Raw genomic sequence first — 20,862 nt, 5'->3', positions numbered from 1 at the left:
TTTAGTCTTTGTTATGAAGCCTTGCGATAGAGTTGCTATTTGCGTATTTTAATGAGGACCTAAATATCATTATAATAGGTTTTCTTTAGCTTTTAAATTAAAGTTATGAAAATCTTTTTTTGTATGTTTGTCAAACAATGTCGCTATTCCATTAAGTTAAAAATGAATGGAGGTGTATTTAATTTTCTCACTTTTGCGTGTGGTTCTTGAGTTCTAATTTGGGAGAAGATTATGTCGACAGTTTCTGTAAGTCAGCAAGGCTCTTGGTCTACAGTGTCTCAGTTTTTTAGTAATCTAGGAAATTGGTTATATAGTTTTTTTTCGAAGGCTATAGGCTTCATTGTGGATACTACAGTAAATCATGTTAATACATCTGCAGATGGTATAATGGCAGGGCTTCATGCATCTGCTCTAGCTATAGAATCATCTTCGCACGTTCTTTTTTAAAGAAAAATTTTAAAAATAGATTAGTTTGCTTATGGATAAAAGTGGTTGTCTTGTATGGCAGCTATATTGATGCCGCAAAGATTGTGCTTATTTCATGAATTCTTTGTTTTGTTATATTGATTTGAAAAGCGCTTTGGTATGGTTTTTTTTCTGAAGAATGAATGAAAGTATAAATATTACATATAGTTTGTCGGTTTTGGATGAGACTGTGTGAGAAGATATTACAGTGTATTTAAGAGGCTAAATCTTTCAATTAAGAGCTGAATAAACGATTGAATGATTTGTCATATTTTGAAACATCTTTTTTATGTAATTTTGAAGAAAAGAGCTATGAAAATTTGGGATAACTTACGAGAAATATGGGATGCTTTTAAGGAAATTGCAAACGGTTTATATAATTTTATGACGTCATTTCCTGACATTTATAGCACACCTGTGTATGGTGCTTTATTTTAAAATTTTTAGATTACACAATGGATGATATTGTTCATATTTATAAAATAGATCTGTTCGATATTCTATAGTGCTGACTATGAAAAGAATAGGATATTTGTATATTTATGAAGCAATTAGATGAGGTGATTTCAAAGATTTTGATAGAAAACCTCAAAAATAAATATGTTACGATATATCTGTAGATTCAAATAGTCGGTTATTTTTACTATTTTAATTTATTTCAAAATGTGTTTTATCTAACTTTAGAGAGTATGATATGATGATACTTACTATACCTAATTATAATGTAATACGTTTTATTTTAAAAGTTTTATACACATTTGCCCCTCGGTTGTGTGTTGTGTTGATTGGAATGTTAATCGCGATGCTTTTCAGAGATTTTGATTAGATGATTAATAATACAATGTTTTATTTTCAACAGAGACGTTTTTTATTTTAATTGGTAAACTCATACGTATTGTTTTTGATGAGATCTTTAATCGTATAATCTTAACTACGAAATTACTTTGATTGAATGATTTATATTTAGATTGAGAATCATTACATTTTTTGAGTTTTTATATAAAAATAATTATAATAATATATATGTCTTTTAATACGTTAAATTATTAAAAAGTGGAATAACTCGCTTAGTTGTGTTAGTTCACATCCGTTTTGTGGTTTTTTATATGTATAATATAATTTACTCTGTTTCAGAGTTTCCCTGTCGCACTAAAGAGATTCTAGCTAAGTTATTTGACCCATATAATTCGTTGTATACATGGGTGCATTTAGTCTCTGATATGTCTTATAAATCTTACTGGAATATGCCTGCTCTGTATGATCTTTTCGGTGAGATTGCGAGTTTTATGAGAGCTTTTTATAAAGTGGTAGCGAAGAGCTTTTCTTCATTTAATACTGTTTTTGGTTTATCTTCACACGTTCTTTTTTAGTTTAAGATCGCAATGAATGATAAGAATTATGCTATTTGTTTTAAACAAAATGGTTTAATTTTTGTGTGAATATTCGTTGTGTGTATATGAATTATCTGTTATTTGCACACTGAAATGTTATCTTTAATAAAGTCAATATGTGCGTTCGTGATCGTTGCTATGTTTTTTGAAAAAAGATCAAAGAAATGCTTTGAGTGTGATTTCATTTTTTTCTGTTTTAAAATATCCTTATCTATTTTTGTGTTCTGGAGAAGATTATGATTTTCTATTCGCCTACTGCTAACGTAAAGTGGAATATAATGTCTCTAGCAAATGCTCAGTTAGCTGAAAGAAAATTTTGGAATAATGTGGTGGATTGGTTGGCTTCTATTTTTCAATTTATTTTTTGCAATAATGGTTCGTGTTTTTAGTAGGAATGGTACATCATTTACGTGCAATCAGCTCAGAGTTGGGTGATACGCTTTTGTTTTTTTAATAGGCTGTTATTCTATTCAATCTTGATAATGTAATGCGAAGTTTGCGACATTGGGTTGTGTATTCCAATGTGTCTGATTTTTTATGTTTGGTGTTAGGAGAATATTATGAGCTTTCCGGCAATATTTAGTACGATGTACGCGGCTATATACAGAGCATTTGATCTAGCAATTACATTGCTGCTGGAAAGTAAATTCCGTGGCGCTTTTGTTTGGTTTGCTCAGAATGTGATTCCTAATTTCTTCGATTTTTTCTATGCTGCAGTTTGATATTTATCGTCTATGCAATGCTCATGTATCACCTTAATATAAAACATTAGATGTAGAATTTATAATATTTTCCTTAAATATAGCATTTATACGATCTGCTAAAAATATTACTTTTAATTTTTTCGCATTGATTGTTAAAATATTTCAGTATAAATTGCCAATTTGTAATATTTAAGTGTGTTTTTCATGGATCATTGTCATGATTATTTACGTGTTTATCAAAACATTGGAACACTTAAAAAAAGCGAATTAGATCGTTTAAGATTTTCATGTGTTTTGCACCAAAGATAGATTTTTATTATAGAATTTTTGGTGTTTGATTGAGTTTATTCTTTAGGGGAAGAAATGTTGTTTACAGGTGAAGTTCTGACAGAACAACAAAATAAAAAACCGATCGTTTTTTCTATTTTTGCCATGTGCATTACAGTGACGTTGTCCAATATTTTTGTGCAATATCCTGTCTATTGGTTTGGTCTCAATGAATTATTGACTTATGGGGCTTTTACTTATCCGATTGCTTTTTTGATTAATGATCTAACCAACCGTTTTTATGGTCCGGATGCTGCACGCCGCGTTGTGTATGCTGGTTTTATAACAGGATGTTTTGTTTCTTGGATATTAGTAACACCACGGCTTGCCGTGGCATCAAGTACGGCGTTTTTATTTGGGCAATTACTAGATATTCTGGTCTTTACACCTTTGAGACGTCAAAAATGGTGGAAAGCACCTTTGGCAGCCGCATTGGTTGGTTCTGCTTTGGATACAGTTTTGTTTTTTGCTATTGCTTTCTCTCATCATTTTGTTTTTATCGATCAAATGACAGGGTATGTTGATGGTTCTATTTGGGATAGTACAGTTTTTTTAGGAATTGGAATTCCAGTTTGGCTTTCACTTGCTTTTGGTGATTTTTTGGTAAAAATCGTTATGAGTTTGTTTATGCTGGTTCCATATGGGGTCATTTTAAAAAATTTTAAGTCTTATACTTTATCCAAAGAGATGCAAAGGTAACGTATTTCTTTGTAAAACTATCAAAAAGGCATTTTTTAGAAATATGCTTGACAGCACTTATATCTATTGATCTTGAGCGTATGGTATATCATCAAATACAGATTTCTATATTTTTATGATTTATAATAGGTTTGATGAAGAAAAAATCTATTTGAGCTGTTAAGTTTTAAAGAGTACTTCTAATTGTTTTGTTATCGCATTAGCTAATTCGTCAGCGCTTCCAATTGTCACAGCACGTTGATAATAACGTGTTACATCATGGCCAATGCCAATAGCAACTAATTCTATCGGTGAATGTGTTTGGATTTCTTGAATAACAGCGCGCAAATGTTTTTCAAGATAATAACTAGAATTAACAGAAAGTGTTGAATCGTCAACAGGTGCACCGTCGGAGATCACCATAAGAATACGGCGATATTCACGTCGCAATAAAAGACGTTGATGAGCCCAAATGAGTGCTTCACCATCAATATTTTCTTTTAGTAAGCCTTCTTGTAGCATTAAACCTAAGTTGCGGCGAGCGCGACGCCAAGGAGTATCTGCATTTTTATAGATGATGTGACATAAATCGTTAAGGCGTCCTGGATGATTTGGCTTTTTTTGCTCAATCCACTTTTCACGTGATTGTCCACCTTTCCAAGTTTTAGTTGTAAAACCTAAAATTTCAACTTTAACGTGACAACGTTCAAGAGTTTGCGCTAAAATATCTGCACAACTCGCAGCAACAGTAATTGGTCGACCTCTCATTGAGCCTGAATTATCAATGAGAAGTGAAACAATTGTATCACGAAATTGTGTATTGCGTTCTATTTTGAAAGAGAGCGATTGCATGGGATCAATAATAAGACGTGGAAGCCTTGCAGTATCGAGATATCCTTCTTCAAGATCAAAACTCCATGCACGATTTTGTTGCGCCATAAGGCGACGTTGGAGGCGGTTGGCTAAGCGACCAACAATGTTTTGAAGATGATTGACGTGTTTATCAAGACACTGACGTAAATGATTTAATTCACTTTCAGAGCAGAAATCAGTGGCTTCCAAAATTTCATCAAATTGATTGGTAAAAATTTTATAATCCGTAAGATGTTCCATTTGTTGCAAAGAACGCAGAGGATATTTAGAATTATTTGTTTTCTGTGACAAAGGATCTGTTTTTTCTGATCCTATTTGATCATGATCATTAGATTGTGTCGCTTGTGTTTTCCCTTCGTCTTGTTCATCACATTCTTGTTCGGTTTTTTCTTCTTTTTGATTTTGAAGTCGTTTTTCTTTATCGCTCTCTGTTTTTATTTTATTGTCAGTATTATCTTCATTTTTTAATTCTTTATTGTTGGATTCGTTAGGGTCTGCTTCAAGCTGAGTGGACATCTTTAAAGAAACAAGCATTTTGCGGACAATTTGCGCAAAAACGTGTTGGTTATAGATGTGATTTGTCAGTTCGTAGAGCTCTGATGCAATTTTTTGTTCGATTGATTGACGCCATAACTCTAAAACAAGACCTGCTTCTTTTGGAGGAAGACGTGCTGTTATTTTTTCACGTAATAAAAGCGCAAGGGCTTCGTGAATAGGAGCTTCATTTTGATTTTTAATGAGCGGATAATGTGCTTTTGTGTATTTATCAGCAAGCATTCTATCAAGATTTTGTGCGATTCCTTCCATTGCTAAAGCACCGATTGCTTCAACACGGGTTTGCTCAAGCGCATCAAAAATAGCGCGTGCCTCTGGTTCTTGTGGTGCAAATTGAGCGTGAATGTGGTTATTATGCCATGCTTTTCGAAGAGCTATAGAATCGCTTAATCCACGAGTGATCGCAATATCTTTGTTTGTTGCGTGTTGTGGTAATTCTGGTAAATAGGCGTAGTTTCCGTTGAGTAATGGTTTGTTGTGACGAAAAGTAACTTCAAGATTGCGTTCTCCAGAAATGGCGCGAATACAAGTGGAAGTGGCTTTTTTAAAAGATTCAAGATCAAAAGTATTCTTGGAAACGAGTTTTGTCAGGTTTTGACCGTTATCGCCATTTTTTGCGGTCATGATGAAGCAATTCCTTAAGGCGAGAGACTATAATTAAACGATTCGGAAAGTTCTTTCCCAAAGGCACGTTGATAAAATTCTGCAACAGTTGCGCGTTCGAGTTCATCACATTTATTAAGAAAAGTTAAACGGAAAGCAAGGCCAATATCTTGAAAAATGGTTGTATTTTCTGCCCAAGTAATAACGGTCCGTGGACTCATAACGACTGAAAGATCTCCATTGATAAAAGCTTTCCGAACCATGTCAGCAACATGCACCATGCAGGAAATTATTTTCTTACCTTTAGTATTTTGAAAAGCTTGAACTTTTGAATATACGATATTGACTTCAGTATCGTGAGGCAAATAATTTAATATCGCAACAATCGACCAACGATCCATCTGAGCTTGATTGATTTGCTGTGTTCCATGATAAAGTCCTGTTGTATCACCAAGGCCAATGGTATTTGCGGTTGCAAAAAGACGAAAAGCTGGATGAGGTGAGATAACACGACTTTGATCAAGTAAACTCAGGCGTCCAGAGGTTTCAAGCACGCGTTGAATGACAAACATAACATCAGGTCGTCCTGCATCATACTCATCGAAAACAAGAGCAATGTTATTTTGATAAGCCCAGGGTAAAATACCATCTTTAAACTCTGTGATTTGCATCCCATCTTTTAAAACGATAGCATCTTTTCCTACTAAATCGATGCGACTGACGTGACTGTCGAGATTAATTCGAACACAAGGCCAGTTTAGACGCGCGGCAACCTGTTCAATATGTGTTGATTTTCCTGTTCCATGATAACCAGAAATCATGACGCGACGATTAAAAGAAAAACCTGCTAAAATGGCTAAAGTCGTTTGCTGATCAAAAAGATAATTAGGATCTATATCAGGAACATGCGGGCTTTTGATACTAAAAGCGGGAACTTCCATATCCGTATTGATTTTAAATACATCGCGAGCGCAAATTGTAATGTCAGGTATATTGTCGTCAGTAAGATTTGTTTTTGTCATTGCTTATTTAGAGGAGTTGCCGCTGTTTACCACTTCAAGAAAAAAAACAATACAGGACATAAGACACTTATGCAATGTTCTATGAAGAGGCTTATGAAAAGATTAAAGAATAACTTGCTATATTACCCATTGAAACAGAATGAAACGGTTTAGTTGGAACAATTAAAGCTTTAACACAGGCCAGATTTTTTGAGTAAATTATAGGCGTTGAGAACAGCACGAAAACGCTCCTCTGAAGAACGATTTCCCCCATTAGAATCAGGATGATGTTTTTTGACAAGCTCTTTATATTTTGCTTTAATTTCTTGGGCTGAAGCATTTGTTTTTAATCCTAGAGTGTCAAAAGCTTTGGCTTCTAAAGGTTTTACTTTTCGTGTGCGAGTACTTGTTGAATGAGATTGAGTAAAAAGAGTATAAGGATTATGCATCCGGTTTTGATAAGCAGCAGTTCCAGAACGGATTTTTGAATAATCGGCAGCTGTTCTTTTAGAAGTGCTATTTCTCATGTCTGTTGACCATGTAGGACGATGACCTGTGAGAGAATCTTTTTGAAATTTTGCGATATCCTCATCACTCAAACCTGAAAAATAATTAAAATTTTTATTATAGGCGCGTACGTGATTGATACAAAAATAAAGATATTGTCCTTCACGATTTCGACCTGCTGGTGCTTTGTGTGATCCTTCTTTTTCACACCCTTCCCACTGACACTGTTGTGTTTGTGTCTCGGTTTTTTTTCCTTTATTGGAGCTAATACGAATCGAGTCGAATAATTTAGATGTTGTAGTCATATTTTTGACTTATGCAAAATTGACTCATTTTACAAGAATTGACTTTTTAAAAAATGTGTTTTCATATTTATGTTTTTTAAAACAAAGCAATACACAATATTCGTTTTGTGAAAGGAAAAAGATGCCTCTTTCTGTCCAAATGGTGATTCAAACAAAGCTTAATGATGCTTTTTGCCCACAAACACTTGAAGTGATTAATGAGAGCCATCTTCATGCTGGGCATCATCATGAACATCATATTTTTGATGGGCGAGGAGAAACACATTTTCGTGTGAAGATGATTTCTTCTTTTTTTTCAGGAATGACGCGAGTAGAAATCCATCGTGCGATTTATAAAGTTTTACAACAGGAATTAGCAGAAAATATTCATGCCTTGGCGCTTGAAGTTGAAGCGGTTTGATGTGTTTATGTTATCATTTTTTCAAGCACGTGGGTGCGCTTTTTGATAAATTTCTAGCAAATGTTCTGTTTCAATGTGGGTGTAGATTTGTGTTGTGGATAAATCTGCGTGACCAAGAAGCTCTTGAATGGTACGTAAATCGCCTCCACGCGATAAAAGATGCGTTGCAAAAGAATGACGTAGTGTATGCGGTGTTGCCGTTTCTGGCAAACCGAGGTGAGTGCGTAAATTTTGAACGGCTCGTTGAATAATCGCAGGTTGCAAAGGTTTGCCTCGAGCGCCTCGGAACATTGGTTGATCATTCACTAAAACATAAGGACAACATTGAAGGTAATGCTGTACTGTTTCGTGGACGATTTTGAGAAGAGGAACAATGCGTGTTTTTCCACCTTTTCCAATGATGGAGAGACTTTTGATTTCGGAATGAGAAAAATGTTTTGGAGTGAGTGCGAGAACTTCTGATATCCGCATTCCACAACCATACATCAAGGTTAAAACTGCAGCGTTACGTGCTGTAATCCATGGTTCATCTTCTTGTTGATTTTCTTGTTTGATAACTTTAAGAGCAGCGTGGATAGCTAAAGGTTTAGGGAGTGACTTTGGTTGTTTAGGGGTGCGCGTAAGTTTGACAGCAGGAACATCAACAAGTTTTTCGCGAGATAAATGTTTGAAGAAAGAGCGTAAACCCGCCATATTTCGGCTTAAAGAACGCGAACTTATATTGGATGTACGACGATAAGCTAAGTAAGAACGAAAATCGACAACACGTAAGTTAGCAAGATCTTTGAAGGTTGGTTGGTGTCCTAAATGTTGACAGAGAAAAGATAAAAATTGCCGTGTATCACGTTCATAAGCATTTATTGTATGTATAGCCATACGACGTGTTTTTACAAGATTATCTAACCAGTTTTTTCTCGCGATTAAAATAGCGTGGTCTGCTGGAAGCAGACCACTATTTTTGTCTTTTTTTTTGCTCATTTTTCAAGATAGTATTAATTTGTTTTTTCTTTCTTGTTTTGAGGTTTCATGTCATTGGTAGGATTATCTTTTTGGGAGAGATCTGTGTTATTGCTTGTCATTTGATTTTCATTTCTCATAGAGAGAACTTTGACAAGATTGTTCATTGACATAAGATGCGCAAAAATCCACCCTAAGAAGCCATTTTTATGCAGTTTTGCAAGCTGCTGAGCCGATAATTTATTTAGTTTCTCTTCATCTACAATCCAGAAATCTTCTAATAAGGCTGATAGCCCTTTATCGTCTTTTACATTAATTGATTTTTGGCTCAAAAGATCCATGCTTACGAGGGTGTCGATGAACTCAGAAGTTTTTTCCATCGCAACTCTAAATGTTTCAAGAAAACGGATACGGTCTTCCATAAAAGGTGAAACAGATCCATCTGAGTTGAAGAGGTTTGTTCCTTCAACTTCATTAAACATCCCTGATTGTTGATCAAAGCAAACGGAAAGTTCTTTTTCATTGGGAATTTGTGCAAGAACGAAAGGATAGCGGCGAACAAAAGCCGGGATATATGCAACTTTTTTCCAACTTTTATCGGCAGCAATATAGTCATTTTCATTATTAGAAAGACCAACGAGAGCCACAGATGTATAATGTCGCTTTTCTTGTTCATCGAGTGCGCTCATAAACAAAATAGGATAATCTACAGCAGCTTGAAAAAATTCACTTCCCGCTAAAGGAACCCAATGCGTATCTTTGGCAAAAGACATATCTTTGGGAGAGACAAATTTAAAATTTTTATGAGTGATTTTATTGAATGGAATAATGTTCTTATAAAAAAGCATAATATTTGCCATAAGATGTCTCCTTTTATTAATCTTTATTAATTTACTTTTGTCATCAAAAAAGGTCTTCTCAAGAGATTTTTGATATGGCAACAAAATTAAAAAAAATATGGACTAAGAATTACGTCTTTCAATTTACTTAAAAGAAATGTTGTTTTCATATGGAACATAATAGAAAAGAAAATAAAAAGAAAGCCTGGATTGCTGTTATTGGTGCAGCTCATGGTATAAAAGGAGATGTTTGGCTCAAAATATTTAGTGCTGAACCACAAATTTTAAAGACATATGGTATTCTCTATGATGAAATAGGGCGTTCTTATGAAATTGTAACACTTAGAGTACAAAAAAAAGGTGTGATTGCTCACTTTAAAGGTGTCGAAGAACGCAATGATGCGGAAGCTTTAAAAGGAATTAATCTTTATGTAGAACGTGATCAATTGCCCGATAATTTGGATGAGGATGAATTTTATCAAATCGATTTGATTGGGCTTCGTGTTTATGATGATGTCAATCAGTTTTGGGGCGAAGTGAGCGGCTTGTTTAATTTTGGAGCGGGTGATTTATTGGAAATACGATTAATTTCACGCAAAACAGTTCTCATTCCATTTAGTAAAGCAGCGGTAACAAAAATTTGTATGGATTCTGGTTTTATTGTAATTGACCCAGTTGCAGCCGGTTTATCTGAAGATAAAGAATTAAGTAAAGAGCTTGAACTAAAAAATGAAGATAAAGGAATAACCAAATGAGGTTTCAAGCACGTGTTTTGACATTGTATCCTGAAATGTTTCCTGGTCTTTTGGGATATTCTTTAGCTGGGCAAGCTTTAAAACGTGGAATATGGTCTTTAGAAACAGTGCAGATTAGAGATTTCGCTTTCGATAAACATCATAGCGTTGACGACACACCGGCTGGTGGTGGGGCTGGAATGGTGATGCGAGCAGATGTGTTAGCAGCTGCCATTGATAGCATTCCTAGTGATTCGCCAAAGTTATTACTCAGTCCACGCGGACGCCCTTTTAACCAGGCTTATGCCCGTTTTTTGGCGTCAGGAACAGGTGTGACGTTGATTTGCGGGCGCTTCGAAGGAGTGGATGAACGTGTGATAGAGGCACGAAAATTGGAAGAGGTTTCTATTGGGGATTATATTCTCTCTGGAGGAGAAACAGCGGCTTTTGTTCTCTTGGATGCTATTGTGCGTCTTCTTCCTGGCGTTATGGGAAATAAAGCTTCTGGAGAATATGAAAGTTTTGAAAATGGTTTGCTTGAATATCCCCATTATACGCGTCCTTCTGTTTTTGAAGGATATAATATTCCATCAGTGTTGATGTCGGGTCATCATAAAGAGATTGCAGATTGGCGACAGAAGCAAGCTGAATTGCTGACGCGGCAACGTCGACCTGATCTTTATTCTCTTTACAACAAAGATCGTCAGAAAACTTGATTCATTGTGCAAGATAGTGTATTGCACAACACATTTTCCAGAGAATTTTCTGTGAATCAAAACATAAATTAAGAGATGGTGTATTCGCTCCTGTGTCAAGCATAGCCTGAAAGATGTTTTCTTGTCATGTGAGAAAACTTTTTTCGGCAAGAGTTGAGCGCTCTGGCTGTTCGATAAAGAGCATGAAGGATGAAAGACATGAATATTATAGCACAGCTTGAAGCTGAGCAATGCGCGAAGATTGAAGAAAAACGTCAACTTCCAGCATTTCAGGCGGGGGATACAGTACGTGTTATGGTGCGTGTAACGGAAGGTACGCGGACGCGTGTTCAAGCTTATGAAGGTGTTTGTATTGCACGTTCAGGAGGCGGTTTAAATGAAACTTTTACCGTTCGTAAGATTTCTTATGGTGAAGGTGTTGAACGTGTGTTTCCGGTTTATTCTCCTTTAATTGAAAGTGTTGAACTTGTTCGCCGAGGTAAAGTTCGTCGCGCAAAACTCTATTATCTTCGTGCTTTAAGAGGTAAGGCTGCGCGTATTTCTGAAAAGAGAGACTATCGAAAGAAGAATTCTGCAGTTGCAAAAGCAGCAGACACAGAAGTCGTTGTTGAAAGTGCTGGAAATCAGACGACTGAATAAATTTTTAATAGATATTATAAAGATAGTGTCCCACGGATTCACTTTAGAACATCTTGAAAAGCTTAATCGTCATGGCTTGAAGTGTTGTGATCAGTGAAAAGAAGCGGTTCTTCGATGTTGATTCGAACACGTGGGCTCATTTTCTGTTTCGTTTAATACGATGCAGTTCAAGATATTTTTTTCAAATGCTTACTCTCATCTTCCAGAATAATAACAGAATACGCCACGATTCTGAAGAATTTGCGCTTTTCATTTTTCATAAATTATAAAACAGTATAATTCTAAAAATAGTATACTGATTTAAATTCACGTTCTTTTTAGAGTTTTAAATTTTTGATGACTCATGGAATTTGAGTGATATCAATTATATTGCAATTTAGTTCAATAACTACTTTAACATTTGCATATTGTGTTTTTTTTTGTAAGAAAACATGCTGAATGTGTTCGAAATATGAAAAAGGGGATATCAATGACAAGTAACACAAATAATGAACAAGAAAACAATCTTCGCGAAGAACATGATGGAGCTCCTTTATACAAAGAATATCATCAAGGTAATACTTCTAATACGTTAATTTATTCTATTTTTCTTTTTCTTATGTGGATTCGTTTTCCGGTACGTTTAGTGTTAAAAATCTTTATGGGTTTAGGTGGAATAATGCTTTTAATGACAGCTTTTATAGCAATTAATAGCTCTGCACCAATAAGTTTTCCCTTGGTCATGGGATTCATAATGGGTTTTGGTTCTTTTATTCTCATGTGGTTTTATGATAGGTTAATACTGCGTTTGGCATCTCGATGTGGACAAAACATTGCGCTGTTTATGTAAAAAGTACCACAATTTTTCAAATAATTTATTATTATTAGAAATCTTTTTGTAAGTCATATTCTTGATTTGAAGATTTTCGAGCAGGATTTCGAGCAGGAAGAGTTAATCGTGTCTATAAAATGGTTGTTCTTTATCACAACCATTTTATCTTTTTTTATATTTGTTTTGATTCTTGTCTTATTTTTTATTGTTTTATGAAGAATGATGATAAAAAAATATTTTATAAATCTTGAAGAATTTTATTCTTTACAAAGAAAATCATTGTAGTTTACCAACAATCAAAATTGATACAACTTATTTCAATTATAACAATTGCAGTTTTCGTTATTATAAAAGCTATTGTTATTATTGTAAAATATTCCACCGATATTTGAAAATAAAATGCGATGAGTATGAAAAAATATTCGTTTACCAGTAAGAAATGGCGTTAGACCTTTGACGTGAAGATAAAATTGTATTAAACAGTACGTGTTTTGCAGTGTAATACTTGCAAAACGATCGGTTTTTTTATGCGTGACCTTTAATCCGTCATTTTAAACAACCGACCTGAAAATCAGCATCGTAAAATGCTGAGCAAGTGAAAAGTAATGCACTTGGTCGTTTATGCGGGGGACTCGCTTATGATAAAGTTGCAGGAAAGCCAGGTCAGGATATTTTATGACAGAGAAAGTTAGGACAAAAGCTCGCCCTCGTTCTCCTCATTTGACTATTTATCGGTGGTCAATCACGATGGCGATGTCAATTGGACATCGCATTACTGGTATTGCTCTCTATTTTGGCATGATATTTCTTGCTCTTTGGTTAGTGGCGCTTGCTTGTGGAGGAGACATATTTAATACCGTTAATGGAATTTACGGATCACTCCCTGGGCTTTGCTTGTTATTTCTTTATACTCTTGCTGGGGTTCATCATATGGTTGGTAGTATTCGCCACATTGTTTTGGACATGAATCCTTGTCTTTTAGCGAAAGAACAAGCAACGTTGATTGCGTGGGCAACAGTTTTTATTTCTCTTATTCTCACTATTGCAATCTGGATTATTGGGTATAGTGTCATTTAGCTAGGGGTGGAGAGACAGATGAAAAAAGATTTTCGAACAGAACTGGGGAAGGTGCGCGGTCTTGGCAGTGCGCATAGAGGCACAGAACATTTTTGGTCGGAGCGTTTATTAAGCTTTATTAATGTGCCGTTTTTTATATTTTTTCTTATTCTTTTTCTTTCGGTTGTCGGAAAAGATTATAGTGTTGTTCATACACGATTGTCACATCCCGTTGTGGCTGTTTTGATGGGGATGATGGTTTTTGTAAGCCTGTATTATATGAAACTTGGGATGCAGGTTGTTATTGAAGATTATATTCCACGAGAAAGTGTACGGATATTATTTCTCGTGTTGAATGTTTTATTTTGTTTTATTATGGGCGGTGTAATGATTTTTGCCCTTTTAAAAATCGCATTAGGGGTTTAAGCAGTATGGTGGGCACAAAATCATCTTTGGGCGCTAAAGTGGGTAACGCACCCTATCGTTATGAAGATCATAAATTTGATGTTGTTGTCGTTGGTGCAGGTGGTGCTGGTTTGCGTGCAACGCTTGGCATGGCTGAACAAGGATTAAAGACAGCGTGTATTACAAAAGTTTTTCCAACACGTTCACATACAGTTGCTGCTCAGGGTGGAATTGCTGCGTCACTTTCAAATATGGGACCTGATAATTGGCAATGGCATTTGTATGATACTGTCAAGGGATCGGATTGGCTTGGTGATACGGATGCGATGGAATATTTAGTGCGTAATGCGCCTGCCGCTGTTTATGAGTTAGAGCATTATGGCGTTCCTTTTTCGCGGACGCAGGAGGGTAAAATTTATCAACGTCCTTTTGGTGGGCATACAACAGAATTTGGAGAAGGACCTCCAGTGCAGCGAACTTGTGCAGCGGCTGATCGTACGGGACATGCAATTTTGCATACGCTTTACGGGCAAAGTTTGAAACATAATGCGCAGTTTTTTGTTGAGTATTTTGCACTTGATTTGATTATGACAGATGGTGTGTGTACAGGTGTTGTTGCTTGGAACCTTGATGATGGTACAATACACCGTTTTTCTGCGAAAATGGTTGTGCTGGCAACAGGTGGTTATGGGCGTGCTTATTTTTCCGCGACATCAGCTCATACGTGTACGGGTGATGGTGGAGGAATGATTGCACGTGCAGGATTACCGTTGCAGGATATGGAGTTTGTTCAATTTCATCCCACAGGAATTTATGGTGCTGGTTGTTTAATCACAGAAGGGGCTCGGGGTGAAGGAGGATATTTGATCAATTCTGAAGGAGAGCGTTTTATGGAACGTTATGCTCCTTCTTTTAAAGATTTAGCTTCACGTGATTTGGTTTCACGGTGTATAACGCTCGAAATTCGTGAAGGACGCGGTGTTGGTTCAAAGAAGGATCATATCCATTTGGTTCTGAGTCATATTGATCCGGCTGTATTGCACGAACGTTTACCAGGAATTTCTGAATCTGCCCGTATTTTTGCAGGCGTTGATGTGACAAAAGAACCTATTCCTGTTCTCCCAACAGTTCATTATAATATGGGTGGTATTCCTACCAATTATCATGGAGAAGTTTTAAATCCAACCGTTGATTCGCCTGACCGCATACAACCAGGCTTGATGGCTGTAGGTGAGGCGGGGTGTGCATCGGTTCATGGTGCTAATCGTTTGGGTTCGAATTCGTTGATTGATCTGGTTGTGTTTGGGCGTGCTGCAGCAATTCGTGCGGGTGAAGTAATCGACCGTGAAGCAAAAATTCCACCAATTAATGAAGCAGCAGTTGATGAAATTATGGCGCGTTTTGATCGTTTACGCTTTGCTCGGGGTGCTGTTCCAACAGCGGTATTGCGTGAGAAAATGCAGCGTACGATGCAAGAAGATGCTGCAGTTTTCCGGACAGAGGATTCTTTAAAGCAAGGATGTCAGCGCATCAGTAAAATTTGGGATGAGCTTTCCGATATTAAAGTGACTGATCGCTCTTTGATATGGAATTCTGATTTGGTAGAAACATTAGAGCTTGAGAATTTGATGGCAAATGCAATAACGACTGTTTATTCCGCGGAAGCGCGTTTGGAAAGCCGTGGTGCACATGCGCGTGAAGATTATCCAGAACGTGATGATAAAAATTGGCGTCAGCATACACTTTCACGTTTGTCAGAAGATGGGAAAGTGACCTTATCATATAGGCCTGTTCATGTGGATCCGTTGACATCTGAAGCAGATGGAGGGATTGACTTGAAACGTATTGTGCCTAAGAAACGTGTTTACTAAGGGGAAAATGAATTATGGTGCAAATTAGGCTGCCCAAAAATTCTCAAGTTAAAGCCGGAAAAGTTTGGCCTAAACCGGAAGGCGCAACAAAACTGACCGAGTTTCATGTTTATCGTTGGTCGCCTGATGATGAAGAAAATCCTCGTCTTGATACTTATTACGTGGATCGATCTGCTTGTGGGCCGATGATTCTTGATGGTCTTTTGTTTATTAAGAATCATATTGATCCAACTTTAACACTGCGTCGTTCATGCCGTGAAGGTATTTGTGGTTCATGTGCGATGAATATTGATGGAAAAAATACGCTGGCCTGTACTAAAGGTATGGATGAGGTAGAACATCCAATTAAAGTTTATCCGCTTCCTTCTATGCCAATTGTTAAAGATTTGGTTCCTGATTTAAAGCGTTTCTATGCGCAACATCGTATGATTGAGCCTTGGTTGCAAACGGTATCGCCTGAACCTGAAAAAGAGTGGCTACAAAGCTATTCTGATCGCCAAAAAATTGATGGTCTTTATGAATGTATTCTTTGCGCGTGTTGTCAGACATCATGTCCAAGTTATTGGTGGAACGGGGATCGTTATTTAGGTCCGGCTATCTTACTTCAGGCTTATCGTTGGATTGCTGATTCTCGAGATGAAATGTGTGGAGAGCGTCTTGATAATTTGGAAGATCCTTTTCGACTTTACAGATGCCATACAATTATGAATTGTACGCAAACGTGTCCAAAAGGATTAAATCCAGCAAAAGCAATTGCTGAGATTAAAAAGTTAATGGTTGAGCGCAGTCTTTAAAAATTTTGTTCTAGAAGAAACAGAAAATATAGAGCACTCTTCTTCTGTGGACTGCGGCGTTTGAGTTTATTCATAAATCATTTAATGAATGATACTCGTGTGAAAAGATTAAAGTGTTTGATCAATATCAAGCACTTTATTGTTTTTCATTTAATTAAAAAAGACTCATGAAAGCTTTTTATTTCAATGAGACCCAATTATCTAGAAGAACTATAATAGTTATATCAATGACACTGAAGATCATTATAGATTATTGCTGAAATACATTTTTAAATTTTTCTTTTTTTCTAAACGAATCTTTTTGAATTAGATTGTTTTAATTTTATTTTTGTAGATCATATGCCGTTTCAGCATTTCTTCTCATTATTTTAAAAAACTCGTAAAGTTTAGTTCGTAAATTAAAATGCAACGTGCAGATTTACGCAGAGCGGAACAAGATCCTACCCTTTATTAAAGGCGCTGTATTTATGTCTATGTGAAAAATCCACTTTCCTCCTCAATTGGTCTTATGAAGAAGAAAATTCAAAAACTGTATTTTCAGATACAAAAAAACTGCAGTAATATGTCACAAGTTTTGACTAAATTTTAAAAGAAACTCTCAAAAATTTATTTAAGCCATTTTTGATTTAGAAAAAATTGGGTCATAAAAAACTTCGGTGAGCTTTCGATCTTTGAAGAATAATATAACATCAATTGTTGTATAGAGAACTTGCTTTATTACTTGAATATCAAGCTGACGACCAACTTCAGATTTCTTTATGAGTGTCGCGCATCTCTCAAATGTTTGTAAAGCATTGTTCGCATGTGTTGTTGTGATCGATCCGGGATGTCCAGTATTGAGCGAATTGAGATATTCCCATGCTTCATTGCTACGCAATTCAGCGAGAAAGATTCGATCAGGTGATTGGCGCATACATGCTTCTAAACATTCATCAGCAGAAATCCGACCTGCACCATAACCATAAAGCATATGCACATGATTAGGATGATTGGGAAGGAAAAGTTCATGAACATCTTCAATTGTAATAATACGTTCTTCTGTAGGGACTTTTTCAACAAGAGATCGAGCAAATGTTGTTTTACCTGATCCAGTTTTCCCTGAAATAATGATATTGCGTTTATAAAGGACGCATTGTTCTAAAAATTCACAAATTTGATTATCTCGTTTTAATTGCAACAGATGAACTTCGAACGGTTCTAATCGTGTAAAATCTTGCACGGAGAGAAGATTATTTGCTTCTTGTGCCGAAGGTTTATTGAAACTCACATCATTAAAAGAACTAAAAGCTCCATCAGCCTTGAGTTCATCAAGTGTTTTGACCACGAGAGAATGTTTTCGAATTACAAATGACAACGTTCCATCGATGACAGTGGGGGGCTGAATAATGACACCCCGTTGTCCTCCAGGTAACACGACATTGTTAACACTTTTAGGTGTTAGACCATTATAAACAATGACAGCTGTTACAAGAGTTTGCAAAAAAGATGCCGTTAATTCGGGTACACTGTGTACCTGCCACCCTTCGAAAGTTTTTGTCCACAATTCACAAGGACGACAGATTGATAATTCAGTCACTTCTGGAATTTCTAAAAAGCGATCAAGAGGTCGCAGAAGCTGTGCAACCGCTTGATCTTTTTGAATCCGATTAGTTTGTTGTGAGAGTGTAGACATCACTAAAATCCAAATCTCTAGCAACAAAAATATTCACACGTTCACCCTGATTTTTGTAGAGTGTTGGCTCAATGTTCATTGAATTATGCAGTAATTCTGTAACAACTGATTCAGCATTTTGAGTATCTGGCAATGGAGGAGACTTTTTTTCGTCAGAAGCTTTTGCATTTGCCTTATTTTTTAACCAGCCTCCTACATCAGTAATAACGCTGATTAAGATCGCACCACCGAATCGCTCCCAAAAATGCCGATCAATCCAACCACCAATACCAGCTTCACCCAATGCACCAGTGCCTGGTGAATTAAGATTGATAACAACGCCAGAAGGTGTTTCAACGCGTAACCATTGAACAAAAACGCGAGATTGTCCTTGTTGAATACCACTTTGATAAAATCCAACAACTTTTGAACCACGATCTAACAACACAACTCGACCACTGGTGGAATAGACATCACGTGTTAAATGACACGTAGTCATACCTGGTTGTGTTGTAATGATTTTGGTTTCAAGGATACAATCAAGCTGCGTTCCTTGTGTGATAATAAGATCACGATTTTTAAGTTGATGAGCACGCGACTTGTTTAATTGCACGGGTTGCAATTGATTAAATAGCTCATGGTTATTTTCTGTCGTTGCGGTATCATTTGATTGATAAGATGAGCCACTGCTGCCTGAGTCAGAAGAAGTATTAAGGCTCGAATTGAGCATACGTCTACGAGCTAATTCTTCGGTATCTTTAATCAACTGTGATGGAATCGTTGTTTGAATGAGCTGAGACCATGTTTGAGAAAGATTTTCTTCTGGGTGCACTGCTTCTTCTACACTCTCTGTTTCTTCTTTAATGATACGAGGTGTGTAGCTAGGTATAATTTGTTCAACTACCTCTTGTTGCTTTTCTTCATGCTCAGGAGTGTTTTTGCGTATATTCCAAGCTTTCCAAGATAATACAAGCGGTATTGCTATTACGGCAATAAACACTGCTATTAACAATGCACGCATACCGGGCACAGTTGGACGACGTTCCGAATCTAAGTTGGAGTGACCGTAATCACCCGTAATATGCTTTTGTTCAACGTAATCCAGCTCTACACTCGCGTTAATTCCATCTCCTTTCTTGCGACCGAACATTATTTATCTCCTTTATTGATGCGATGAACCACTGGGGATATCGTACCCGTCGTGTTTGGCACACCATTGGGGTCATAAGCTTCATTAAAGATAGCTAAGGCGCGATTACCAAGCCGTATTATCCACCTAGGATTGATTTTATGAAGAGCGATAATGTTATTAGAATCACCCATGACAGTTCGTGGTATTAAGCTTTCCTTTCCTTCAGAATCAACAACGTAAATTGAAGGCATATCCATATTGGCAGAAAACTTAAAGTAAGTGATAAGCCCATTGTCCCAAGCGTTAATCGGAGCGATATCTCTATCACCACTCATGGTGTAATTAAGATTATAGGTTTTGGCTCCTTTATGAAAAGCACGTTCAATTGCGACGTGTCGCTTGCTTTCTTGCACTTTTTTAGCATCAGTTTCAGGATAATGGAAAGCTAATTCATAGGTAGCACCAGCACGGTCATTACGGAACTGTAACCGAAATTTGTAACTCCGTTTATCTGTAACAATAATGAGGTTAGTATTGGCAAGTTCTGCTTTGGGCTTAATAAAAATATGACGCCCTCTGTGGGCAAAAGCATATGCTTCAGAATCACCAAAAGCATGCGTGATATATTGTTCACCCTCTTCAAGGATAATATGTGTTGCAACCCCAAGAACGGTTTCGATTTGAACCACATCAGCTCCATCATAAGTCACATAACGGATTCGATGATCATGTTGCGAACTGAACGGAGTTTGGAGTGCCTGCACAGGCGTCGCGTAAAGCGAGGGCAATAGTAAGGCAACAAACGCAAGTTTTTTCATAATAACCAATACCTCAATTATTTACCTCAATTATTCGAAAGCATTTCTGGGTCAACACGGTAGCTCGTAATCTGGAAACCAAGGGGATTAAGCAAGCGATCAGATGATTTCATTGGTGCACCGACATATGTATAACCAACCGTCGCAATCATATGCTGTTGCGGTTCATAGGTGCCATTGCTATTGTGCTTTTGTGTTGTGAAACGTATGGTTGCTTGACCACGTCCATTGGGTTGGATTGAGCGTACTTTTACAGTAATGCGTGCTCTGTTGGCAAGAACTCGGTCACGAGCATTGTCACCGTCATAAATACTAAAAAATTCTTGTTGAACATTTGGCGCGCTCAATAATGCTGCAGTATCATAAGTTAACTGAATCGTATCATAATCATAGCTTTCGCGATTAAGTACGTATTGATTGAGCCAATATATGTCTACAACTTCACCATAGCTCGTTTCATGTTCGCGCATCACTGAAACAACATCGACAGCACCGGTAGCGTTATCAACACGCAATATTAAGGGCGTTGGAGCTGGCTGAGAAAACCCCACAACACCACATGCCATACCAAGTAAACCAAAAACGCAGGTGATACCTGCGATTCGCCATGCATTTCGACGTGACTTTACA

General features: G+C 36.7%; 21 protein-coding genes. 12 read left to right on the top strand and 9 right to left on the bottom strand.

The features are described from left to right. Positions 1-231: 231 nt before the first annotated feature. From NPY00_RS00105 to NPY00_RS00095, 3 genes are all read left to right on the top strand, one after another. Complete coding sequence (locus NPY00_RS00105; RefSeq protein ID WP_269019995.1) at positions 232-447, top strand: hypothetical protein; 216 nt, start codon at positions 232-234, stop codon at positions 445-447. Between the two features lie 1,969 nt (positions 448-2,416). Further along, positions 2,417-2,578, top strand: a complete 162-nt coding sequence (locus tag NPY00_RS00100; protein ID WP_269019994.1) for a hypothetical protein — start codon at positions 2,417-2,419, stop codon at positions 2,576-2,578. 345 nt (positions 2,579-2,923) lie between these two features. Continuing rightward, the gene (locus NPY00_RS00095) at positions 2,924-3,586 is read left to right on the top strand and encodes a VUT family protein (protein ID WP_269019993.1); all 663 of its coding nucleotides are present in this window, start codon (positions 2,924-2,926) and stop codon (positions 3,584-3,586) included. A 159-nt stretch (positions 3,587-3,745) separates the two neighbouring features. Here the strand turns inward: NPY00_RS00095 and cobT are convergent, their stop codons facing one another. From cobT to NPY00_RS00080, 3 genes are all read right to left on the bottom strand, one after another. Beyond that, complete coding sequence (gene cobT / locus NPY00_RS00090) at positions 3,746-5,617, bottom strand: cobaltochelatase subunit CobT (protein ID WP_269019992.1); 1,872 nt, start codon at positions 5,615-5,617, stop codon at positions 3,746-3,748. Positions 5,618-5,631: 14 nt separating this feature from the next. Beyond that, positions 5,632-6,618, bottom strand: coding sequence for a cobaltochelatase subunit CobS (gene cobS / locus NPY00_RS00085; RefSeq protein ID WP_269019991.1), 987 nt, complete (start codon positions 6,616-6,618; stop codon positions 5,632-5,634). A 170-nt stretch (positions 6,619-6,788) separates the two neighbouring features. Continuing rightward, a complete protein-coding gene (locus NPY00_RS00080; protein ID WP_269019989.1) occupies positions 6,789-7,409 on the bottom strand; it encodes a J domain-containing protein in 621 nt (206 codons plus the stop codon). Positions 7,410-7,530: 121 nt separating this feature from the next. Here NPY00_RS00080 and NPY00_RS00075 point away from each other — a divergent pair, with 121 nt between their 5' ends. Next, entirely contained in the window at positions 7,531-7,809 is a 279-nt protein-coding gene (locus NPY00_RS00075; protein ID WP_269019988.1) for a BolA family protein, read from the top strand. Between the two features lie 21 nt (positions 7,810-7,830). Here the strand turns inward: NPY00_RS00075 and NPY00_RS00070 are convergent, their stop codons facing one another. Together NPY00_RS00070 and NPY00_RS00065 are read right to left on the bottom strand one after the other, a co-directional pair. Further along, a complete protein-coding gene (locus NPY00_RS00070; RefSeq protein WP_269019987.1) occupies positions 7,831-8,787 on the bottom strand; it encodes a tyrosine recombinase XerC in 957 nt (318 codons plus the stop codon). Between the two features lie 14 nt (positions 8,788-8,801). Next, positions 8,802-9,626: a SapC family protein gene (locus tag NPY00_RS00065; protein ID WP_269019986.1), complete on the bottom strand. Its 825-nt coding sequence runs from the start codon at positions 9,624-9,626 to the stop codon at positions 8,802-8,804. 149 nt (positions 9,627-9,775) lie between these two features. Between NPY00_RS00065 and rimM the strand changes: the two genes are divergently transcribed. The 8 genes from rimM to NPY00_RS00025 all read left to right on the top strand — a co-directional run bounded on the left by rimM (position 9,776) and on the right by NPY00_RS00025 (position 16,631). Further along, positions 9,776-10,360, top strand: a complete 585-nt coding sequence (gene rimM / locus NPY00_RS00060) for a ribosome maturation factor RimM (protein ID WP_269019984.1) — start codon at positions 9,776-9,778, stop codon at positions 10,358-10,360. Continuing rightward, positions 10,357-11,055: a tRNA (guanosine(37)-N1)-methyltransferase TrmD gene (trmD, locus tag NPY00_RS00055; protein ID WP_269019982.1), complete on the top strand. Its 699-nt coding sequence runs from the start codon at positions 10,357-10,359 to the stop codon at positions 11,053-11,055. The genes rimM and trmD overlap by 4 nt, the downstream gene beginning before the upstream one ends. A gap of 198 nt (positions 11,056-11,253) precedes the next feature. Beyond that, positions 11,254-11,694 carry a 50S ribosomal protein L19 gene (gene rplS / locus NPY00_RS00050; RefSeq protein ID WP_269019980.1) on the top strand — a complete coding sequence of 147 codons (441 nt, stop codon included), beginning with the start codon at positions 11,254-11,256 and terminating at the stop codon, positions 11,692-11,694. A 469-nt stretch (positions 11,695-12,163) separates the two neighbouring features. After that, on the top strand, positions 12,164-12,523 hold the full coding sequence (locus NPY00_RS00045; protein WP_269019979.1) for a hypothetical protein: 360 nt from the start codon (positions 12,164-12,166) through the stop codon (positions 12,521-12,523). A gap of 657 nt (positions 12,524-13,180) precedes the next feature. Next, positions 13,181-13,582: a succinate dehydrogenase, cytochrome b556 subunit gene (sdhC, locus tag NPY00_RS00040; protein WP_269019978.1), complete on the top strand. Its 402-nt coding sequence runs from the start codon at positions 13,181-13,183 to the stop codon at positions 13,580-13,582. A gap of 18 nt (positions 13,583-13,600) precedes the next feature. After that, the gene (sdhD, locus tag NPY00_RS00035; protein WP_269019977.1) at positions 13,601-13,987 is read left to right on the top strand and encodes a succinate dehydrogenase, hydrophobic membrane anchor protein; all 387 of its coding nucleotides are present in this window, start codon (positions 13,601-13,603) and stop codon (positions 13,985-13,987) included. A 5-nt stretch (positions 13,988-13,992) separates the two neighbouring features. Continuing rightward, complete coding sequence (gene sdhA / locus NPY00_RS00030) at positions 13,993-15,837, top strand: succinate dehydrogenase flavoprotein subunit (RefSeq protein ID WP_269019976.1); 1,845 nt, start codon at positions 13,993-13,995, stop codon at positions 15,835-15,837. A gap of 14 nt (positions 15,838-15,851) precedes the next feature. Beyond that, positions 15,852-16,631, top strand: a complete 780-nt coding sequence (locus tag NPY00_RS00025; RefSeq protein ID WP_269019975.1) for a succinate dehydrogenase iron-sulfur subunit — start codon at positions 15,852-15,854, stop codon at positions 16,629-16,631. 610 nt (positions 16,632-17,241) lie between these two features. Here the strand turns inward: NPY00_RS00025 and virB11 are convergent. The 4 genes from virB11 to NPY00_RS00005 all read right to left on the bottom strand — a co-directional run. Next, entirely contained in the window at positions 17,242-18,303 is a 1,062-nt protein-coding gene (gene virB11 / locus NPY00_RS00020) for a P-type DNA transfer ATPase VirB11 (protein ID WP_329957986.1), read from the bottom strand. Next, positions 18,278-19,432, bottom strand: a complete 1,155-nt coding sequence (gene virB10 / locus NPY00_RS00015) for a type IV secretion system protein VirB10 (protein ID WP_269019973.1) — start codon at positions 19,430-19,432, stop codon at positions 18,278-18,280. The genes virB11 and virB10 overlap by 26 nt, the downstream gene beginning before the upstream one ends. Further along, positions 19,432-20,232 (bottom strand): P-type conjugative transfer protein VirB9, encoded by an 801-nt coding sequence (virB9, locus tag NPY00_RS00010; protein WP_269019972.1) that lies wholly within the window; start codon positions 20,230-20,232, stop codon positions 19,432-19,434. Before virB9 ends, virB10 begins: the two co-directional genes overlap by 1 nt. A gap of 26 nt (positions 20,233-20,258) precedes the next feature. After that, the coding region (locus NPY00_RS00005) for a virB8 family protein (protein WP_269019971.1) at positions 20,259-20,862 on the bottom strand (604 nt) is incomplete at its 5' end.

The organism is Bartonella sp. F02, assembly GCF_026929975.1.
Lineage (GTDB): Bacteria > Pseudomonadota > Alphaproteobacteria > Rhizobiales > Rhizobiaceae > Bartonella.
This window is presented reverse-complemented; position numbering and strand designations above follow the sequence as displayed.

Coding starts and splice junctions, on each gene's coding strand:
- NPY00_RS00105 (WP_269019995.1), top strand. CDS start 232: ATGTCGACAGTTTCTGTAAGTCAGCAAGGCTCTTGGTCTACAGTGTCT.
- NPY00_RS00100 (WP_269019994.1), top strand. CDS start 2,417: ATGAGCTTTCCGGCAATATTTAGTACGATGTACGCGGCTATATACAGA.
- NPY00_RS00095 (WP_269019993.1), top strand. CDS start 2,924: ATGTTGTTTACAGGTGAAGTTCTGACAGAACAACAAAATAAAAAACCG.
- cobT (WP_269019992.1), bottom strand. CDS start 5,617: ATGACCGCAAAAAATGGCGATAACGGTCAAAACCTGACAAAACTCGTT.
- cobS (WP_269019991.1), bottom strand. CDS start 6,618: ATGACAAAAACAAATCTTACTGACGACAATATACCTGACATTACAATT.
- NPY00_RS00080 (WP_269019989.1), bottom strand. CDS start 7,409: ATGACTACAACATCTAAATTATTCGACTCGATTCGTATTAGCTCCAAT.
- NPY00_RS00075 (WP_269019988.1), top strand. CDS start 7,531: ATGCCTCTTTCTGTCCAAATGGTGATTCAAACAAAGCTTAATGATGCT.
- NPY00_RS00070 (WP_269019987.1), bottom strand. CDS start 8,787: ATGAGCAAAAAAAAAGACAAAAATAGTGGTCTGCTTCCAGCAGACCAC.
- NPY00_RS00065 (WP_269019986.1), bottom strand. CDS start 9,626: ATGGCAAATATTATGCTTTTTTATAAGAACATTATTCCATTCAATAAA.
- rimM (WP_269019984.1), top strand. CDS start 9,776: ATGGAACATAATAGAAAAGAAAATAAAAAGAAAGCCTGGATTGCTGTT.
- trmD (WP_269019982.1), top strand. CDS start 10,357: ATGAGGTTTCAAGCACGTGTTTTGACATTGTATCCTGAAATGTTTCCT.
- rplS (WP_269019980.1), top strand. CDS start 11,254: ATGAATATTATAGCACAGCTTGAAGCTGAGCAATGCGCGAAGATTGAA.
- NPY00_RS00045 (WP_269019979.1), top strand. CDS start 12,164: ATGACAAGTAACACAAATAATGAACAAGAAAACAATCTTCGCGAAGAA.
- sdhC (WP_269019978.1), top strand. CDS start 13,181: ATGACAGAGAAAGTTAGGACAAAAGCTCGCCCTCGTTCTCCTCATTTG.
- sdhD (WP_269019977.1), top strand. CDS start 13,601: ATGAAAAAAGATTTTCGAACAGAACTGGGGAAGGTGCGCGGTCTTGGC.
- sdhA (WP_269019976.1), top strand. CDS start 13,993: ATGGTGGGCACAAAATCATCTTTGGGCGCTAAAGTGGGTAACGCACCC.
- NPY00_RS00025 (WP_269019975.1), top strand. CDS start 15,852: ATGGTGCAAATTAGGCTGCCCAAAAATTCTCAAGTTAAAGCCGGAAAA.
- virB11 (WP_329957986.1), bottom strand. CDS start 18,303: ATGTCTACACTCTCACAACAAACTAATCGGATTCAAAAAGATCAAGCG.
- virB10 (WP_269019973.1), bottom strand. CDS start 19,432: ATGTTCGGTCGCAAGAAAGGAGATGGAATTAACGCGAGTGTAGAGCTG.
- virB9 (WP_269019972.1), bottom strand. CDS start 20,232: ATGAAAAAACTTGCGTTTGTTGCCTTACTATTGCCCTCGCTTTACGCG.